At 36.6% G+C, this 18,389-nt stretch carries 18 protein-coding genes and 1 tRNA gene; 5 read left to right on the top strand and 14 right to left on the bottom strand.

The window, feature by feature from the left end:
• The 7 genes from ACTTG8_RS00495 to ACTTG8_RS00525 all read right to left on the bottom strand — a co-directional run.
• A partial coding sequence (locus tag ACTTG8_RS00495; protein WP_442560193.1) for an Rpn family recombination-promoting nuclease/putative transposase occupies window positions 1–760 on the bottom strand: 760 nt, incomplete at its 3' end.
• Window positions 761–1,031: 271 nt separating this feature from the next.
• A complete protein-coding gene (locus tag ACTTG8_RS00500; protein ID WP_442560194.1) occupies window positions 1,032–1,982 on the bottom strand; it encodes a TIGR03943 family putative permease subunit in 951 nt (316 codons plus the stop codon).
• 23 nt (window positions 1,983–2,005) lie between these two features.
• Window positions 2,006–3,184, bottom strand: coding sequence for a CobW family GTP-binding protein (locus tag ACTTG8_RS00505; protein WP_442560195.1), 1,179 nt, complete (start codon window positions 3,182–3,184; stop codon window positions 2,006–2,008).
• Between the two features lie 90 nt (window positions 3,185–3,274).
• Window positions 3,275–3,667 (bottom strand): response regulator, encoded by a 393-nt coding sequence (locus ACTTG8_RS00510; RefSeq protein WP_442560196.1) that lies wholly within the window; start codon window positions 3,665–3,667, stop codon window positions 3,275–3,277.
• 13 nt (window positions 3,668–3,680) lie between these two features.
• Window positions 3,681–5,039: an ATP-binding protein gene (locus tag ACTTG8_RS00515; RefSeq protein WP_442560197.1), complete on the bottom strand. Its 1,359-nt coding sequence runs from the start codon at window positions 5,037–5,039 to the stop codon at window positions 3,681–3,683.
• 1 nt (window position 5,040) lies between these two features.
• Complete coding sequence (locus ACTTG8_RS00520) at window positions 5,041–6,096, bottom strand: HD domain-containing phosphohydrolase (protein ID WP_442560198.1); 1,056 nt, start codon at window positions 6,094–6,096, stop codon at window positions 5,041–5,043.
• Window positions 6,097–6,109: 13 nt separating this feature from the next.
• The gene (locus tag ACTTG8_RS00525; protein ID WP_442560199.1) at window positions 6,110–7,579 is read right to left on the bottom strand and encodes an ATP-binding protein; all 1,470 of its coding nucleotides are present in this window, start codon (window positions 7,577–7,579) and stop codon (window positions 6,110–6,112) included.
• Between the two features lie 220 nt (window positions 7,580–7,799).
• Here ACTTG8_RS00525 and ACTTG8_RS00530 point away from each other — a divergent pair, with 220 nt between their 5' ends.
• Complete coding sequence (locus ACTTG8_RS00530; RefSeq protein ID WP_442560200.1) at window positions 7,800–8,150, top strand: helix-turn-helix domain-containing protein; 351 nt, start codon at window positions 7,800–7,802, stop codon at window positions 8,148–8,150.
• A gap of 2 nt (window positions 8,151–8,152) precedes the next feature.
• On the opposite strand, the gene ACTTG8_RS00535 is transcribed toward ACTTG8_RS00530, so the two are convergent.
• From ACTTG8_RS00535 to ACTTG8_RS00545, 3 genes are all read right to left on the bottom strand, one after another.
• The gene (locus tag ACTTG8_RS00535) at window positions 8,153–8,587 is read right to left on the bottom strand and encodes a dUTP diphosphatase (RefSeq protein ID WP_442560201.1); all 435 of its coding nucleotides are present in this window, start codon (window positions 8,585–8,587) and stop codon (window positions 8,153–8,155) included.
• On the bottom strand, window positions 8,588–9,877 hold the full coding sequence (locus ACTTG8_RS00540; protein WP_442560202.1) for a hypothetical protein: 1,290 nt from the start codon (window positions 9,875–9,877) through the stop codon (window positions 8,588–8,590). It lies immediately after the preceding gene.
• A 94-nt stretch (window positions 9,878–9,971) separates the two neighbouring features.
• Complete coding sequence (locus ACTTG8_RS00545; RefSeq protein ID WP_442560203.1) at window positions 9,972–10,115, bottom strand: hypothetical protein; 144 nt, start codon at window positions 10,113–10,115, stop codon at window positions 9,972–9,974.
• Window positions 10,116–10,316: 201 nt separating this feature from the next.
• Between ACTTG8_RS00545 and ACTTG8_RS00550 the strand changes: the two genes are divergently transcribed.
• Window positions 10,317–10,387: transfer RNA gene (locus ACTTG8_RS00550), tRNA-Trp, on the top strand.
• 92 nt (window positions 10,388–10,479) lie between these two features.
• Here the strand turns inward: ACTTG8_RS00550 and ACTTG8_RS00555 are convergent.
• The 4 genes from ACTTG8_RS00555 to ACTTG8_RS00570 all read right to left on the bottom strand — a co-directional run bounded on the left by ACTTG8_RS00555 (window position 10,480) and on the right by ACTTG8_RS00570 (window position 15,088).
• Window positions 10,480–11,352 carry an Rpn family recombination-promoting nuclease/putative transposase gene (locus ACTTG8_RS00555; protein ID WP_442560204.1) on the bottom strand — a complete coding sequence of 291 codons (873 nt, stop codon included), beginning with the start codon at window positions 11,350–11,352 and terminating at the stop codon, window positions 10,480–10,482.
• Between the two features lie 289 nt (window positions 11,353–11,641).
• The gene (locus tag ACTTG8_RS00560; RefSeq protein WP_442560205.1) at window positions 11,642–13,018 is read right to left on the bottom strand and encodes a sodium-dependent transporter; all 1,377 of its coding nucleotides are present in this window, start codon (window positions 13,016–13,018) and stop codon (window positions 11,642–11,644) included.
• A gap of 30 nt (window positions 13,019–13,048) precedes the next feature.
• Window positions 13,049–13,354, bottom strand: a complete 306-nt coding sequence (locus ACTTG8_RS00565) for a Dabb family protein (RefSeq protein WP_442560206.1) — start codon at window positions 13,352–13,354, stop codon at window positions 13,049–13,051.
• Window positions 13,355–13,513: 159 nt separating this feature from the next.
• The gene (locus ACTTG8_RS00570; protein WP_442560207.1) at window positions 13,514–15,088 is read right to left on the bottom strand and encodes a DUF438 domain-containing protein; all 1,575 of its coding nucleotides are present in this window, start codon (window positions 15,086–15,088) and stop codon (window positions 13,514–13,516) included.
• A gap of 324 nt (window positions 15,089–15,412) precedes the next feature.
• On the opposite strand from ACTTG8_RS00570, the gene ACTTG8_RS00575 reads away from it, so the two are divergent.
• From ACTTG8_RS00575 to ACTTG8_RS00585, 3 genes are all read left to right on the top strand, one after another.
• Window positions 15,413–15,721 carry a hypothetical protein gene (locus ACTTG8_RS00575; RefSeq protein WP_442560208.1) on the top strand — a complete coding sequence of 103 codons (309 nt, stop codon included), beginning with the start codon at window positions 15,413–15,415 and terminating at the stop codon, window positions 15,719–15,721.
• A gap of 62 nt (window positions 15,722–15,783) precedes the next feature.
• Window positions 15,784–17,826: a V-type ATP synthase subunit I gene (locus ACTTG8_RS00580; RefSeq protein ID WP_442560209.1), complete on the top strand. Its 2,043-nt coding sequence runs from the start codon at window positions 15,784–15,786 to the stop codon at window positions 17,824–17,826.
• Between the two features lie 35 nt (window positions 17,827–17,861).
• The gene (locus ACTTG8_RS00585; protein ID WP_442560292.1) at window positions 17,862–18,353 is read left to right on the top strand and encodes a V-type ATP synthase subunit K; all 492 of its coding nucleotides are present in this window, start codon (window positions 17,862–17,864) and stop codon (window positions 18,351–18,353) included.
• Window positions 18,354–18,389 lie beyond the last annotated feature (36 nt).

Raw genomic sequence — 18,389 nt, forward strand, 5'->3', positions numbered from 1 at the left:
TTCCTTTTTCTATTCCTTTTTCTATTCCTTTTTCTATTCCTTTTTCTATTCCTTTGTTCTCAAATTTATCTAAAAATCCACACATATCAACTATTCCTCCTTCTGCTTTTATCTTCTTCACTTCCTCTTTTGCCGTTATAAATCTCTTGTCATCCGTAACTGCACCTAACAAATCTAAAACTGCTTCCGGATGCTTTATTTCATCCTGTCTTGGCTCGTACTCTTCATCTTTAGCTAATACTCCTGCTATAAAACTAAAATCACTTTTATAATTTTCAATTTCCTTATTTGACAGCCTAGCCATATCAATCAACTTAAATTTATGGTCTGAAATCTCAACTTCCAGTTCCGGTGGGCAGTTAAGTCTCTCTTTCAGTCTGGTAGGAACTTTCCACTCTCGTTTCCCCCAATAAATTACAATAGTAAAAACCGGATATATCCTTTCATTACCTACCTGACTTTTATATGTCACACCATCATATGAACAAACTCTAAGTATCATATCTTTATCCGGTTCTGTCTGATTTTCTATACCTACGAAAGAAAATATTACTCCATTCCTTTTCCAAAGTTTAGCTACATCTCTTATCTGTTCATGATGAATACCCCCATCATCTTTAAACTGTGTTACAGTAGCAGTCTCTTCTAATTCTTCACTTTTAACTACTTCTTTACCCTCAAATATTGCACCATTTATAACATCTGCAAATACATCATTATAGCCTAACAGCTGTTTTTCTTTTAAATCTTTTTCTTTCATTTTACTCCTTTTCACAATAAGATACAACTAAATAGATTTTTAAATTACTAAGCAACAATAAAGAACAATGTTTTGAAATAAATTTCCGAATCGGAACTGAATATTTCATAAAATACCTAATAAAAATAGAAAACAATATAACAAACATCTAGATAATAACACTATTTTTAACTATTTTCAAGTTAAAAAGTCACTTCCACAAAAAAAAGGACTTCCATATTTAATGAAAATCCTTTTTTGTATATTCAATAAACAAAACATAAATATTGAACTAAGTAAAATATACCAACTGTTCTCCAGCCTCTGCACTCTTTAGCGGCTCCTTTGCATAAAGCACTATACCCTTGCCCTTGTAGTCTTTACAATATTCATACTTAGCCTCAGCCTCTATATGAACCCAATCCTTTTGTTCAAACTTAAATGCATCAGGAGCATGGCATACGAAACCTATAAACTGCACATCAGCAGCACAGCAGGTCATTGCAAATCGACCCGGAACCAATTTATCATTTGGAAACTTCTTATCTCTATAAACAAGTCCCCTAAACTTCATTGTTTTGCCCTTATATTTTTCAGGATGTTCCATAGCATCTAAGTACCATAGTCCAAAATCATCGTCTTCAAGCTCTATGATATCTTTATCCGTATCAAACGGAAGGCTTTCTATGTAGGCATCATCAAGGTTTCCCTTCTCATCCTCATAAAGAATCTGAGCTTTTCTATTCAGAGCCTTAATTCTTCTTCTGTACCCTCCTCTAAGTTCTGTGTCTGTAACCCTGTTAAATACAACCAAATCAGCCGGTTTTACCTGCTCCATCAAAAAACTTCCCATATTTTGCAAGTAATTTTCAAAGGTTGAACCATCTATTAGATTAATACACTGCACAAGCATCCAGTTCTCCGGAAACTCATCAATGATTTCCTGTGGAATCCACATTCCATTATTTTCAATAATCACCCTATCCGGATTATATTCTTTCTCAAGTTTTTTAAGAAATTCCTCTGTTATATCTTCTTTATCTTCCACTACAACTGTGGATATTTTATTTCTCTTTAACAGTTTTTCAGAAAGTTCTATCTCTCCTTCTTCGCACATTATAAAAAGAGAGAGATTGCCATCTTCAAACTCACCACCCTCAAGGGTATCCCTTAAGAAAGCGGTTTTTCCACTTTCAAGCATACCTGTAAACATATAAACAGGTATATCTTTTTCATAAGCCATAGTTTCTCCTTACAGTCTTTATATTAAACCTCAAAAAGTCCTTTTATTTCATCCTTTTTAAGTTTTGAACCAATCACACAAAGTTTTCCTGTAACATCAGGACTGCCTACCCTTACCTCAAACTCACCCGGAGTAAGGTCAAATTCAAGCCAATCAGCTCCGTCAGACTGAACTATACCCTTTGCACGAAGTATAATACCAAGGTCATTTCCCCATGCCAGTTTATCTAAAATCTTTTCAAGGCTTTCTTTTGTAAAGTGCTTAGGAGTAGTAACTCCCCAGCTGTCAAATACCTCATCAGCATGGTGGTGATGGTGGTCATGATGATGTCCACATCCACAACTATGCCCTTCTCCATGGTCATGATGATGGTGACCGCAACAACATTCATGCTCTTCTCCATGGTCATGATGGTGATGTCCACAACCACATTCATGCTCTTCTTCATGCTCGTGATGGTGGTGACCGCAACCACATTCATGCTCTTCTTCATGCTCATGATGGTGGTGTCCGCAACAGCATTCATGTCCCTCTTCATGGTCATGATGATGCTCACAGGCTTCCAGCTCTTCTTTAGTAAATAACGAGTCTTTAACCTCCGCCTTTGTTCCTTCCATAGTATCAAGTAACTGCTTACCTGTAAGACTATCCCAATCTGTAGTAACTATAACCGCCTTATTATTAAGTTTTTCTATGGCAGCTACTGCCTTAGCAAGTTTAGACTCGGATGTTTTTCCTGTACGGCTTAAAATTACCGTATGAGCATTTTCAATCTGATCATTGAAAAATTCTCCAAAATTCTTCATATACATTGTAACCTTACCCGCATCTGCAACCGCAATAAAACTATTTAATTCTACATTTTCAAAATCTTTCTGAACTTCATCCACTGCCTTAATTACATCTGACAGTTTGCCCACTCCCGAAGGTTCAATTATAATTCTATCCGGTTCATATTTTGCTATTACATCCCTTAAAGCAGTACCAAAATCCCCTACTAAGGTGCAGCAGATACAGCCCGAATTCATCTCCGTAATTTCGATACCGGCCTCTTTTAAAAAGCCACCATCTATCCCTATCTCTCCAAATTCATTTTCAATAAGCACTACCTTTTCTCCAGCCAGCGCCTCTTTAATAAGTTTCTTAATGAGAGTTGTTTTCCCTGCACCAAGAAAACCTGAAATTATATCTATCTTAGTCATCTTCCTTCTTCCTTTCGTCTATTTTAGCCAGTTACCATTAACTAACCAAGCAAGACCTATCTTACCACATTGAATTTTTAATTTCAACTTTTAGATGAGTTCCAGCTTTCTAAGCACATCTTCAAATTTGTCTGTGTCTAGAGGTTTATTTGCATACCCGTCACATCCAAGTTCAAAGGCTCCATCTACATAATTAAGATCGCTAAGGGCAGAAACCATAATTATCTTAGGGCATTTTTCTTCAGGTAATTTGAGTCTTTTTTCTGCTTCTCTAATCCTGTACAATGCTTCAATCCCATCAGTTCCCGGCATCATTATGTCTAAACAGATTAGGTCATAGTATTCTCCATCCTCTGCTGCAAATTCAAAGGCAGCAATAGCCTCTTCTCCGTCCACTGTTGCATCTACTTCTCCATATTTGCTTAAAAAACTTATCCCAAACTTTCTGCTGGCATAATCGTCTTCGGCCAGTAAAATTCTCATTTCATCCTCCTTATTATTCAGAAATATGATCAAACGGAAGTTCTATATCCACTTCTGTTCCTTTTCCTTCTTCACTCTTAAGTATGACTCTTCCATTTATTTCTTCTATCAAATGTGCTACCTGATCAAGTCCCACTCCTCGTCCTGAATAATCACCTATGGTTTTTCTAGTTGTAAATCCTGTCATAAATGGTATCTTAAGTATGTCTTCCATACTGTAAGTTTCTTTTGGATTAAGAAGGATTCCCTTCATCTCGGCAGCTTTAAGTATCTTATCCGGATTAATACCTGCTCCATCATCCGAAAAATGAATCTCTATGCCTTTGAATTTATCTGACTTCATAAATTCAACCCTTATATGCCCCTCTTCTTCCTTGCCTTTCTTAACTCTGGCTATAGGTGTTTCTATTCCATGGTCTACAGCATTTCGTATGAGATGGGTTAACGCTTTTGAAAGATTGCCTGTCTTGTATTTTTCAATATAAAGTATGGACTCTTCATTCTCAAGTCCTATTATTTCAAACTCAGCTTTTTTGCCTGTATGCTTTAATAGGTCTTTTGCTGCAAGCCTTGCCTTAGAAGCTACCAACGAAAAATCCATCATCCTTGCATCCATAACCCAAGCCTTAATCCCCTGTGCCAAATGGTCAATTTCAGCAAGTTCTGCTGCCTTACCGTTAGCCTTAAGCTCATCCATTATGTGTTCAAACCTTACACTTAACTTCCTAATTTCTTCCATCTTATCATCAGTAATATCAAAACTTATAAGCCTATTCTTAAGTGAACTTAGGATTTCTGTAGGAGTTTTAGGTTTATTTAATCCATCCTCACTCTTTTTATTCTCATCCATTAAAAGTCCATCAAACACTCCCCTTGTAGGAGAGATTAAGGCAGAATCACTTTCCGACTTACTAGGAATGTAATACTGTTTTCTTCTCGTAGGTGTAGATGTAGGAAGTTTATTAAAGCCCACTACTCCTGTATCCATCTGACTTATCAGTTCCATAATCTCACTATTGTCACCATTTACTTTTTCATTATGTGTCAATTTGTAAAGTTCATTGTGGATGAACTCTGAATATGCTGCAAGTACCTCCTCAAAAGGCTCAAAATCAGGCTTTTCTGCCCTCACATCCCTATAGCAGTCTAAAAGCTTTTCAAGTGCTCCGCTTACCTGTGCTATGCTGTCAAAGAGAAGCATACCTGCATCCCTACGGATAATCCTTACGAGTTTGGCAAGTTCCGCTATAAGCTCCCTTCCAAAATCTCCTGTCTGCTCAGCACTCAGCCTATACTTATCAAATGTACTGATAGAATCTCCTGCCTCAGTTACAAACATTTCAATTATAGGTTCTTTTTTTGCTACTCCCAAATCAATTCCTCCTTATCCCACTCTGTATCTTAAAAAATATATCTACTATACTTGGATCAAAACTTTTTCCGGATTCTAACTTAATTATGTCAAGTGCCTCCTCATGTGAATAAGCATCCCTGTAGCATTTATCTCTTGTAAGTGTATCGTATACATCTATCAAAGAGAAGATTCTTGCTGAAATCGGTATGCCTTTTCCCTTAAGTCCCTTAGGATATCCTGTTCCGTCCCACTTCTCATGATGGTAATAAGCTATATCAATTGCCATTCCGAGGTATCGACTAAATTCATTATGACTGTATACTTCTGTCAAAGTTCTTGCCCCTATCTCAGCATGAGTCTTCATTACCGTCATTTCATCTGAATTAAGCTTACCTTTTTTAAGCAAAATCCTGTCACTTATTGCAAGCGTACCTATGTCATGAAGAGGTGCCGCAAGCTCTATGTCTTCAATAAAATTATTGCTTATATATTTTTCATACTCAGGTGACAGCTGAAGACTCTGAGCCAAAAACGCTGAATTTGCAGACACATTGAACATATGGGTTCCTGTTGGGTCTTCCCTTGATTCTGCAAGCCTTACAAGACCGTATATAAGATATCTCTGATCATCAGTAATCTTTGCTATCTGAGAATTCATCATTCTGTGTAACCTTTTATTATACTCCTCAAGCTCTCTCTGCATAACCAAGTTTTTAATCTGAGTATTTATCCTAAGTTCCACTTCATCAAAGTCAAAAGGTTTCACTATAAAATCAACTGCGCCTACATTATACCCTTTTTTTCTTGAATTTGCATCTCCCATAGCCGACACAAAAATTACTGGTATATCTGCTGTCTTTGGATTTGCCTTTAACATTTCACAAAATTCATAACCATCTATATCAGGCATTGATATATCCGACAAAATAAGGTCTGGTGGCAATGCCTTTATAGCCTCCATAGCCTGTTTTACATTCTGTACAGGCCTTGCTATAAAGCCTGCATCTTTTACTATATCAGACATTACTGCAAGACTTGTAAGCACATCATCCACAATAAGAATATTTGTTTTCATTCCTCTCTACCCTTTAAAAACCAATTTCTGCAAGTTTACCCTTTAACAAATTAAACTGGGCTATCGCCTTATCATGGTCTCCCCTGCGAATAATAAGTTCCAACCTGAATGCCTCTTTTTTAAGCATCTGTTCAGACTCATCATCTGATATAAGATTTTTTATGACACTTGCAAAATTTTCTGCTTTTTCCCAGTTTTCAAGTTCTATGCAAATAAATAGCTTTTCAAGCGCTGAATTAATCTCTCTTATATTCTCGCTCGTTCCAAACTGATAAATATTATCAGAACTTGCAGCAAGTTTCCAGCCCTTCGTTCCATCTCCTGCATATTTTGACTCCTCTTCTGATTCCGTATACTGTCCACTTCCCTCATAAATAAAGTTACCATTAGGCAATTCTATCCCTGTAGTCTCTCCTGCACTATCACTTTTTTTAAGAATTACATTGAACGAAAACGAACTGCCCTTGCCTGCTTCACTTTCAACCTTAATATTACCTCCCATAAGTTCTACGAGTTTCTTCGTTATGGAAAGTCCCAGTCCTGTACCACCGAACTTCCTTGTAGTGGAGGCATCTACCTGTGAAAATTTCTTAAAAAGTTTGTCCATATTTTCTTTGGCTATACCTATTCCGGTATCCACTACCATAAAGAAGAGTTCCACAAAATCATCCTCTTCACGAATTAGCGAGGCTTCTACTGCGATATGCCCTATAGTAGTAAATTTTACTGCGTTACTTAAGAGATTATTAAATATCTGAGTAAGCCGCAGTTCATCTCCTATCAGATACTTAGGTATATCATCACCCACATGAACAAGAAGTTTCAAGCCTTTTTCATTTACCAAAGTTACATTAAATGCCATCACGCTGTTTAAAAACTCCCTAAATGAAAATGCCTTATTTTCAAGCACCAGCTTGTCTGATTCCATTTTTGAAAAATCTAAAAGATCATTTATTATCTTAGACATATTTACACAGCAGTTTTCTATTATACCTACAGTTTCAAGTTGGTACGAATTAAGCTCTGTATTAAGAAGATTTTTCGCCATGCCTTGGATACCATTTACCGGAGTTCTAAGTTCATGAGTAATATTAGACACAAATTCTGTCTTATATTTTAATTCAGACTTCAATTCCTCTTTGCAGGCAGCAAGCTCCCTAGCCATATTTTTGTTTTCTGTCTGATCTATTGCAAATACTACAAAACCTTGCTTTCCAAACTTCATTATCTTTACATCAGCTGGAAAACAGGTTTTATTTTTTCTATAAATATCAGTTTCAATATTGTCAAATGCTGAAGTTTCTTCTAAAACAAGATTTGGAAATATCTCACCAAAGTTTCCAATCAACTCTCCCTGCAGATAACCTAAACTTTCTTTTGCTTTGTTGGAACAGTCCACAAATACTCCCATCCTGTCAAATACAAACACAAGTTCAAGACATTCCTCTTTCATGATGTTAAAAAGTTCCATATCAACATACATATTCCACCTCCCATACACATTTTGTGTATGATAAATATTTTTTTATTTATATAGAAAATTCCTCGTAAAATGCATAGCTTACGGCATAAAAGTTCATCTTACGGCACTGCTCATGCACAAAATGTGTATAAACACATACTTTTTCATTTGACATTTTACAGATAAAATTATATATTAATATCATGTTGTTTTACAATTTCCCCATTACAGGAGGTAGGTAATGAATTTTCACATAAGACTTAAACAGCTCCGCCAAAAGCATGGACTTACTCAAGGTGAACTTGCTAATATGTTAGGCCTTAAACCTACTGCAATTTCAAACTATGAATCCAACAGAAATGAGCCTTCTTTTGACAAACTAATAGCCCTTTCCAAAGAGTTCGATGTTACCTGTGACTATTTACTTGGCATATCTGACTCTGCTCTTCCTATAGGAGGCGAAATACTGGACAAAGAAATAGTTGACTTCTTTTTGGTATATCAACAGCTAATGCCAGAAAGTGCAGCTTCCATAAAAGACTATGCCGATTATCTACTTGATAAACAGGAAAATAGGAAAGGACGTAAATAGTCTCAACTTATACCACTTGTCCCAAATCCGCCCCTATTTTCATTATCAAGTGAATTTACTTCAGTAAAATTGATCCTAGGCTGATGTTTCATTATACGGAACTGGCAAAGCCTGTCACCTACATGTATCTCCGTATCCTTCATTGCAAGGGCTGGCCATTTCCATTCATCAGCATCTCCTTTATAGCTCTCATCTATTACTCCCATATGATTAGTCTGTATAAGCCCAAAATTCTTATATGTAGAACTTCTTGGCACCACATGAGCCTCATAGCCCTCCGGTAGTTCCATAGCTACTCCTAACCTTATCAACCTGAATTCACCCTTTTTCATAGTCACATTTTCTGCCGCTCTAAGGTCTATCCAATCTGAATTACCTGCTATGTAACAAAGTTTTTCTATTTCATTTGTAAAATATTTAATCTTTATTGTTTCCATCTATACTCCTAATGCCCTAAGCCTTCTTTTTGCCTCTACCGCCCTCTGGGTATTGCCATGCTCATTTATAACCTTATTATACCACTCAGCTGCCCTTGTCTTATCAGCAAGCCTATCGTAACATCTTCCTGTAAAATAAATTGAATCTACATTGAGATGATTCATTTTAATAGAAGTATCAAATATCTTTAGAGCATCTTCAAATTTTCCTCTATTGTATGCTCCAAATCCCTCTTGGAAGAGTTTTTTAGACTGTTCTTCAAATACTTTAGTAGAAAGCTGGTTGTAGAGATTTAGCATATTTTTATTAGTAATTGTTGCCTTATTCACTCCTAACAATACCTCAGCTGCCTTTGCCCTATCATCCATTACAAAATAAGCTGCCGCTTCTGCTAAGGAACCGTAGTCATTAGTTTCAGTTTTCTTATTATTTTCTGAAAGCTGCTTATTTTTGGATTCAAGCATTTCTGTTCGTTTTTTCAGCTCCTCATTTTCACTTTTTAACGAATCAAATTCAGCATTGGTCTTTGCCATAGTCTCACTAAGGCTCACTATTTCAGCATTTTTATTTTCAACAGACTTGGCTCTTATTCCCGGAACTACCATAATCATAAAAAATGCCATACCAAGCACTATTCCAATCAAAAGATTGATCCAAGGAAGTATTCCATACTTATTTTCCCTATAAGCTCCAGACGGGGCAAAAGACTCCCTTGCATTAAGCACAAGTTTGTCTGCAGCCACATCCTCTGTCCTATCCTCACCTGCATCCGTTCCTTGAATTTCATTAAGATAAAAAATAGCTGATGGATTCGCTATATCTACATTTAACAACATTTTAAGATATTTTTTAGCCTGCATCTGCTTTCCTGTCTTAATGCTTAAAAGTGCCAAAAGCTGCAACCCTTTTATATGCTTATTATTTAAGGAAACTAGTTTTTTCAGCTGTATGATAGCAAGATCATACGTACCTGCTTTTGCAAGCTTTAACGATGCATTGTATTTTTTAATTACCTGCTCTGCATTATCAAGTCTTGCAAGGTTATTTTGAAAATATGACAGATAACTTATAGCAAGGTTATCTTCCGACTGAAAGTGGCCACTTATTATCCACTCACCCAAAGCATTAGCAATCTCTCCCATCTCACTGTAGATAAGTCCCAAGAGATTTCTCGCATTAGTATTTTTTTTATTTATTTTAAGGCTGTTTACAAGGCTTGTCACTGCTCCTGAAAGATCTCTTGCCTTTGCTTTCTCAAGCCCATCATTATAGCATCTGTTTGAAATCATATAAAGCTTTTTAAATATTTTTATATCACTGCCACATTTTTCACAAATGTTCCCAGCTGTGAGTTTTGTATTACAATAAGGGCACTGCATATTATTACCTCATCTCCCCTGTTTCTTTAAGCAACTCTTTAATGAGATCTGCTACATCCGACATATCATTATGCCTTACGACATCCTCTACTTCCTCCACTTCAAGACTGGGCTGAAATTTTTCAAGTTCTTTATCAAAATCTAACATACTATCTCCCTTCAAAACATAATAAAAATGGCATGAAATACAGACTTCTGCATTAAAATCATACCACATTTTTTAGCCTTATTCAATTACAATCAAGAATTATTCTCCTTTATACAATGTTCCACTCCTCTATCCTAAACAATTTTTCTGTTTCTGTACTTGACATTTTCTATCTCTTCGTGTATACTTTGTTCGTTGTCTAGGGGATTGGTCAAATGGTATGACAAGGGTCTCCAAAACCTTTAGCGGGGGTTCGATTCCCTCATCCCCTGTACTTTTGAGGAAACAGAAATGTTTCCTCTTTTTCGTCTGATTCACTCTTTTCCCTGATTTTTCTGAACCTTTTTCCACCTTCCATATTGTATCACTTTGCATTCTTTATCATTGCTCTATATTGTGGCTTATCTTGTTCTGAAATTTCCAATGCATCAAGTGCCTGCTCTAGATTTAGTTTTAGATTTGTCATAAGCCTTTTTAAAGATAATATTATTCCTTGTTCTATTCCTTGTTCTATTCCCTTCTCTATACCTCGTTCTTCTAATGCATCTAAATATTCACACATATCTGACTTTCTCCCTTCTTTTTCATCTGATTCAACCTTTTCCCTGATTTCTCTGAACCTTTTGTCGCCTTCTACCTCGTAGAGCACATCTAATGTTTCGGAGCGATGTTTAATCTGATTCCTCGTCGGCATGTAGCCCTTTATGTTAGCTATAATTCCGGCTATAAACTGAAAATCCCTCTTAAACTTAGCTACATCCTCTGCTGTAAGCCTTGCCATTTCAACAAGTGTAAACTTGTGGTCTGAAACAAATTCCTCAAGCTCAGGTGAGCAATCCACTCTTTCCTTCAAGCAGGTCGGTGCATTCCATTTTTCCTTCCCCCAGTACAGAACTATGGTAAACACTGGATATATTTCTTTGTTTCCTTTCTGCCTACTGTAGGTAGCACCATCGTAGGAACATATCCTAAGAATTAAGTCCTTATCCTGTTTTGACTGATTTTCAATCCCTATAAATGATACAATCACTCCATTCCTTTTCCAGAACTTTGCTACATCTCTCAGCTGTTCTCGGTAGTCGCTCTCATCATCCTTAAACTGAGTAACAGTAACCGCATCCTCAAGCTCCTCACTCTTTACTACATCTTCGCCGTTAAACACTATGCCATTTACCACATCGGCAAACACATCGTTGAAATTTAGCAAAATCTTCTCCGCAATGTCTCTTTCTTTCATTCTACTCCTTTTCTGAAAAATAAACAACAATACATTTTTTTTGAAATAAATGAGAAATTTAGAATAATTATCTCAAGAACTAATAAAAACAGATACAGAATAATATACTGTAACAACTAAATAATAACACCAACAAACTCTGATTTCAAGATATTTTGATACCAATGCCTGATTTTAATAATTTTAGGGTATAAAGTAAAAATGCTAAAATCCTCTATAACATTGATTTATATGGATTTTAGCATTTTTTATTTCAAAACTTTTATATCAAATGTATATTTTACCTTTATTATCCCTTATAAAATAATCCGAGTAAAATAAAAGCCATTACTATAACAGGAAGTACATACATCATATATCCCTTCATCCAACTCCGTACCTTAATTCCCTTCCCCTTGTTTGCCTCTGCCACAAAATTATCCCATCCCCATCCTCTCTTGCTTATACAAAAAAGCACAAAGATAAATGAGCCGATAGGCAGGATTAGATTACTTACTAAAAAATCTTCCAAATCCAAAAAGCTTGTCCCCTTGCCCATAGGCTCAATAAAACTAAGAACATTAAAGCCGAGCGCACATGGGAGCGAAAGTACCAATATAACAACACAATTTACAATACTTGCCTTTTTCCTACTCCAACCCGTAAGATCCATTGTACAGGCAAGTATCGTTTCAAACACTGCAAGAACAGTTGAAAATGCTGCAAAACTCATAAATACAAAGAAAAGACTTCCCCAAACCCTGCCAAGAGGCATATTGTTAAATATGTTAGGGAGAGTTATAAATATGAGGCTTGGACCACTATCAGGCTGTACTCCATAAGTAAAGCAGGCAGGGAAAATAATAAGTCCCGAAACTATCGCCACAAAGGTATCCAATACGGCAACATTCACTGACTCTCCCATAAGACTTCTTTCATTTCCTATATAACTCCCAAAAATCGCCATAGAGCCTATACCTATACTCAGAGTAAAAAATGCCTGATTCATAGCTGAAACTATTACCTTTGACCACCCTATCTGACTCACCTTATTTACATCAGGAAGCAGATAGAAACTAAGTCCTTCGGCACTCCCCTCCATAAAAAGACTGTTTACTGCAAGCAGTAGCATTATAATAAGAAGACTTGACATCATCCATTTACTTACCTTTTCAAGTCCCTTTTGAAGTCCCATAGAGTTGATAAAAAAGCCCACAACCACTACTACTACCATGTAAGATACCTGGGTAACAGGAGAACCCAACATTCCTGCAAAGAGGCTAGCCACTCCATCCTTATTAAGTCCTTCAAACTTACCGTAAGCCATTGACACAAAATATTTAATCATCCATCCTGCAACAGTTGTATAAAACATCATCAAAATATAATTTCCGGCCATACAAACAAGACCATGAAGATGCCACTTACTTCCCTCTTTTTCTATTTTCTGATACAAATGGACAGGACTTTTTCTGCTTGCTCTGCCCATCGAAAACTCCATAGTCATAACAGGAATTCCGAGTACCGCCAGAAAGAATAAATAAATCAGTACAAAGATGCCTCCACCATTCTGACCTGCAAGATATGGAAATTTCCATACATTTCCTATTCCTATCGCACATCCCGCACTTATAAGTATGAAACCTAGCCTGCTTTCCAATCTCTCTCTTGAACTTTTTTCCGGCATTTACTTTCATCCTCTCTTTAATTTTATTAGTTAATTTATTTCATAATCGTAGCAGATTCTTTCCGAAATAAACGGTTTGACTTTATTCTCCGCAACTGCTATATGCTCAGGGTGAGTAGCATAATTTTTAAGAGCCTCTTCATTTTCAAACGAAGAATCCAAGAGTACATCTACTGTCGAACCTGACAGTCCCTCTATTTGCACCTTTATTTCAATAACCCCTTTCATTCTATTTTTAAGGGCTTCCAGCGAGTCTTTAATTTCTTTTTTTACCCTTTCCCCTTCTTCATTAGTCAAACCATTTTTTAATTTCCATAAAACTATGTGCCTTACCATGTTCCCTCCTTACAAAAAAGATAGTTATTATTTTAACATAATATTAAAGAAATACATCTTCTTAAATAACATATTTGCTATGAAATTTAGGAATAATATACTCCCCGACATTATCTAACAAAATAATATCAGGGAGTTTTCTATTATAAGCTTTATTTTTTATTTTTCAACTACTTCTTTTATCGCCTTAATCAATTCATCCAAGTCCATTTCCGAACGCTCACTCATTATTCTTACAGTAGCCTTCGGTATCATTACCCTGCCTAAAGGTGAATTTAACATTTTAAATTTAGAATTTATCTTAGGAAGTTCCTCTTTAAGATGAGGGCAGGCTGCAAGTAAGGCTGTAAGCTTAGTATCAGGAGTTACTTCAATCCTTCCATCGTTATTTATAACCTCATCTGTCACTTCCTTTTCTATTTTTGACACATTCGTATTATCCGTCTTTTCATCCTGTCCACTATCTTCTCCAACCACATCTCCCTTAAGTCCTTCATCCCAGTTAAGAAGGGTTCTTGATCCTTGAAGATTTCTGATTCTGCTACAGTCCTGCATAATTTCAAGCACTCCCTTAAAATTCCCAACTTCATCCCTTACAGCTGCATAATAAATGTAAATAAATACTCCCGGCTTATTTATCCAAAAATCTACATGATCTTCCTCGCCTTTTCTAAATTTATCCACAATCTCTTCTACTATATGCACACTCTTCCTCGGATGACAGTTTTTTACATCTCTTCCTATAACATTTCTACTTCTTGGAAAAATTCTATGGTCTGTATCCGAATAAAATTTAACTATTTCATTTTCATCTACAAATGATATATCTAAGGGGAGATTTTTAAAAATCATATTTATCTGATTAAGTGTTAATTTTCCGGTAGATACATCTAACTCTTCACTGTTAGATGCAAATCCATATTTACCAAGCAGACTTGCAAGTTCTCCCATAAACCCTTCGTTCACAGGCTTGTCCGAACCCGACTTATTTACACTGTCTTCTTTATCTACTCCCTTTCCCACTCCAAAAGCAAATCCTATTTCAATATCTCCCGACTTCATATCTTCAAATTCTTCATCACTTATTAACTTTAACGAGGTAGGATAAAGTACAGTTTCTTCCTTTGTCATCAAATCTCTTATATCCTCTACCAGTGTAGTCTGTTCTTTTATGAAATCCTCTTCCTTATCTGCCTCAAGCAAGGCTCTAAGTTCAGATATTTCATCCCTTATAAAGTCATCCAAAGTCCACATAGTAGTTGTAGGTCTTGTAAATCCTTTCTTTTCAAGCACAGGATAAAGCTGATTCTGTTTTCTTGAAAGATGAATACGAAATTCTCTTAACTTATCATAGAGTTCAAACCACTGGTTTTTTATTATCGGATACTGCACCAAATCCTCCACTGCAAGCAGATGTTTTCTCATCTCATCATTTTCTTCAAAATATCTTAAAATAGGATGATCTTCTTTTAGCTTAGGACGAGTCACCTCCATAATTCCTTCAAAGAGTTCAAGCATTTTCTGTATGTCTTCCTTACGGCACTCATCTTCCTCTTCCTTTGTAAGTTCCTGCTCTGCAAGGGCTACTTCTGCAGGGGTAAGGGTTTTAACTTTTTCTTTTAATAAAGCCCTCGCTTCCTCCAGTGTATACTTACCATCCTTATATGCCTGCTTGATTTCAAGCACTGTTGCCAATTTATCCATATCGGCATCTTTTAAGTAATCCTTCATCATAGTATTGTTCTCCTTAACCTACTGATTTCATATGAATTAATCATCGCTAATCATTCTATCAAATTATATTCAATCTGTCATCTGTTTTTTATAAATAACCATAATTTCACTAAATTAACCATGTTTTACTTGAATTGTTCGTGATATTCCTTTATATTTCTTAATATTTCAATAATATGTTATATGTCTTAAAAATTCCCTTACGAAAAACTTACTTAAAACTTTAATCTTGATTGACTATACCCTAATATTGAGATAAAATGTAAGGTAGGTTTTCATATAGAAAATACCTACACTAAAATAACCGAGAGGCGGTGATTATTATTGTCAACGGATGCTATCAGCACTATTCGTGAAACTGAAAAGTTAGCTGAAATGGCTGAACGAGATGCAAAAGATAGAGCTTCTGATATTGTTTCAAAGGCTCATTCTGATGCGAAAGAACTCATTTCATCTAAGATTTCTGCTGCCAAAGCCGGCGCTGAATCTAAGCTTGCTGAAATAAGCAAGGTAAATGAGAGTTTCCTGCAAAAAGCGGAAATTGAAAGCTCTGAGGAAGTAAAAGCTCTTCGCTCACAGGCAGAAGGCAAGAAAAAAGAGGTGGCTGAAAAAGTCACGGAGATACTGTTTTAATAATCTCCCCAAAAGCCTGCTAAAATGTACTGAAAATTTAATAAGGAAAGGAGGAGTTAAACATGTCCGTACTACCTATGAAACGCTTGTTCATAGCAGCTCTAAAAAAAGACAGGAAACCTATTCTCGAAAGCTTACAGCGACTTGGTGCAGTTGAAATCAATGCTGATGCCGGAAAAGAACTCTTCGTCAGTAAAGACGGTCAGACTGATACTCTCTTTAAACAGACCGACACCTCTTCTGCCAAAGCTACTTTTGAGAAGAATGCAAACCTTGCATCACAGGCTCTTGCCATATTAGATAGAGAAGTTCCTGTTAAATCCGGAATGATGGATTCATTTGCCGGCAGAGATAAGATGAATGCCTCTGACTATGAGTCGCTTGTAACTAAGCGTGACAAGATTATGGATATGGTCTACGAACTGAACAGTCTTAACAAACAAAAGGCTGAGGCTGAGGCTGAAATTCCAAAGCTTATTAATCAGCGAGAGATGCTTGTGCCATGGCTTGGTTTCACGCTCCCTCTTGATTACAAAGGTACTAAACATACTAAGGCCTTTATTGGAACTTTCCCTACAGCTTACGATCAGAGTTCTTTACAGATTGCTTTTGCCGAAAAGGCTCCTAACGTACAGAAAGTAGATATCTCCATCATTAGCAGCAACGAGGAGCAGACTTGCGTCCTCATCATCTGCCACAACACCGAAACCAAAGAAACCGAGGATGCTCTGCGTGCTCTTAGCTTTGCACGACCTGCTCTTCCATGCGTAGTTCCTTCTGAACAGGAAAAAAGTATTACAAGGGATCTGGCGAAACAGGAAGAAATAATCAAAACTGCTACAACAAAAATTGCAGGATATGCAGATAAGCGAAAGGAAATCACCTTTATTGTTGATTACTTCACTATGCGTGCAGATAAATATGGTGTAATCGGTGGACTTTTCCAGTCAAAACGAGTATTTTGCATCACAGGATACATACCTGAAAGAGATATTAAATCTCTCGATGCTGCAATCACTTCCAAATTTGACTGCGTAGTGGAATACAGCACACCTTCAGATGAAGAGAATGTGCCTGTTAAACTCTCAAACAATGCATATGCCACTCCTATAGAGGGAGTAGTATCAGGCTATGCACTTCCCGGCAAAGGAGAGGTTGATCCGACCTTCCTAGCTTCTATATTCTATTATGGACTTTATGGACTTATGCTTTCAGATGCTGCCTACGGACTTATAATGGTATTTACTACACTCTTTGTACTTACCAAATTTAAAGGCAGACTTGAAGAAGGCACAAAAAGAATGTTACAAATGTTCTTTGGTTGTGGTATAGGTACAACAATATGGGGCTTTATCTTCGGAAGTTTCTTTGGAGATGTAATCCCAAAATTTACAGAAACTTTCTTAGGAAAAGCTGTAAACTTGCCTTATCTTCTCGATCCTATTAAGGATCCTGTAACCTTACTTGGTATAGCATTCATTATAGGTATAGTTCATCTATTATGTGGACTTGGAATTGCTCTCTATACCAACTTAAAACAAGGCAAGATAGTTGAGGCTGTATTTGATGTAATCTGTTGGTATCTTTTCTTTGGTGGTCTTTTAGGTCTTTTACTTACCACAGATATGATACAGAATATGTTCAAGTTCACTATTAACTTCCCTCAGGCAATTGTCACAATATTTACAGTATGTGCACTTGCCGGTGCAGCTGGAATTCTCATAATGGGAGGCAGAGAATCAAAGAACCCTCTTAAGAGATTTCTTAAAGGTCTTTATGCTCTTTATGGCATAAGTGGATACTTAAGTGATGTGCTCTCCTACTCAAGACTTCTTGCTCTCGGTCTTGCAACAGGTGTTATTTCACAGGTATTTAACACAATCGCAGTTATGCCGGGTGGTAATTTATTTGGTCTTATCTTCTTTATTGTAATATTTGTAGTAGGACATACTATCAACATTCTTATCAATGCACTGGGTGCTTATGTACACACCAACCGTCTTGAGTATGTTGAGTTCTTTGGCAAGTTCTACAACGGTGGTGGAAAGGAATTCGTTCCTTTTACTGAAAATACAAAATATTTTGTTGTGAAAGACAACAAGTAACAATAACTCAATTTAAAATTAAAATTTTGGAGGTAATTTTTATGTCAGGTTTAGGACTTTTCTTTGCAGTTCTTGGTGCTGCACTTGCAGCAGGTGTTGCCGGTGCCGGTTCAGCTAAGGGTGTAGGTATTGCAGGTCAGGCTGCAGCAGGTGTTGTTACTGATGACCCTAGCCAGTTCGGTCGTGTTCTCGTATTACAGCTTCTTCCGGGTACACAGGGTATTTACGGTCTTCTTATTGCCTTCATCGCTCTCCTTAACCTTGGAGTAATCGGTGGCAATGTTCAGGAAATTTCTCTTGTAAAGGGTCTTGCTTATTTCGCAGCTTGTATGCCTATTGCTATTGCTGGTTATATGTCAGCTGTATATCAGGCTAAGGCAGCTGTTGCTTCTATCGCTCTTGCAGCTAAAAGACCTGATCAGTTCGGTAAGTCAATGATCTTCCCTTCAATGGTTGAGACTTATGCGATCTTAGCACTTCTTGTTTCTTTCCTTGCACTCATCGGTGTAAACGGAATGAGTTTCTAACTATCACTAATTTTAATTTATAAAATTAGTAATTTG

The organism is Catonella sp. (assembly GCF_052173895.1).
GTDB lineage: Bacteria > Bacillota > Clostridia > Lachnospirales > Lachnospiraceae > Catonella.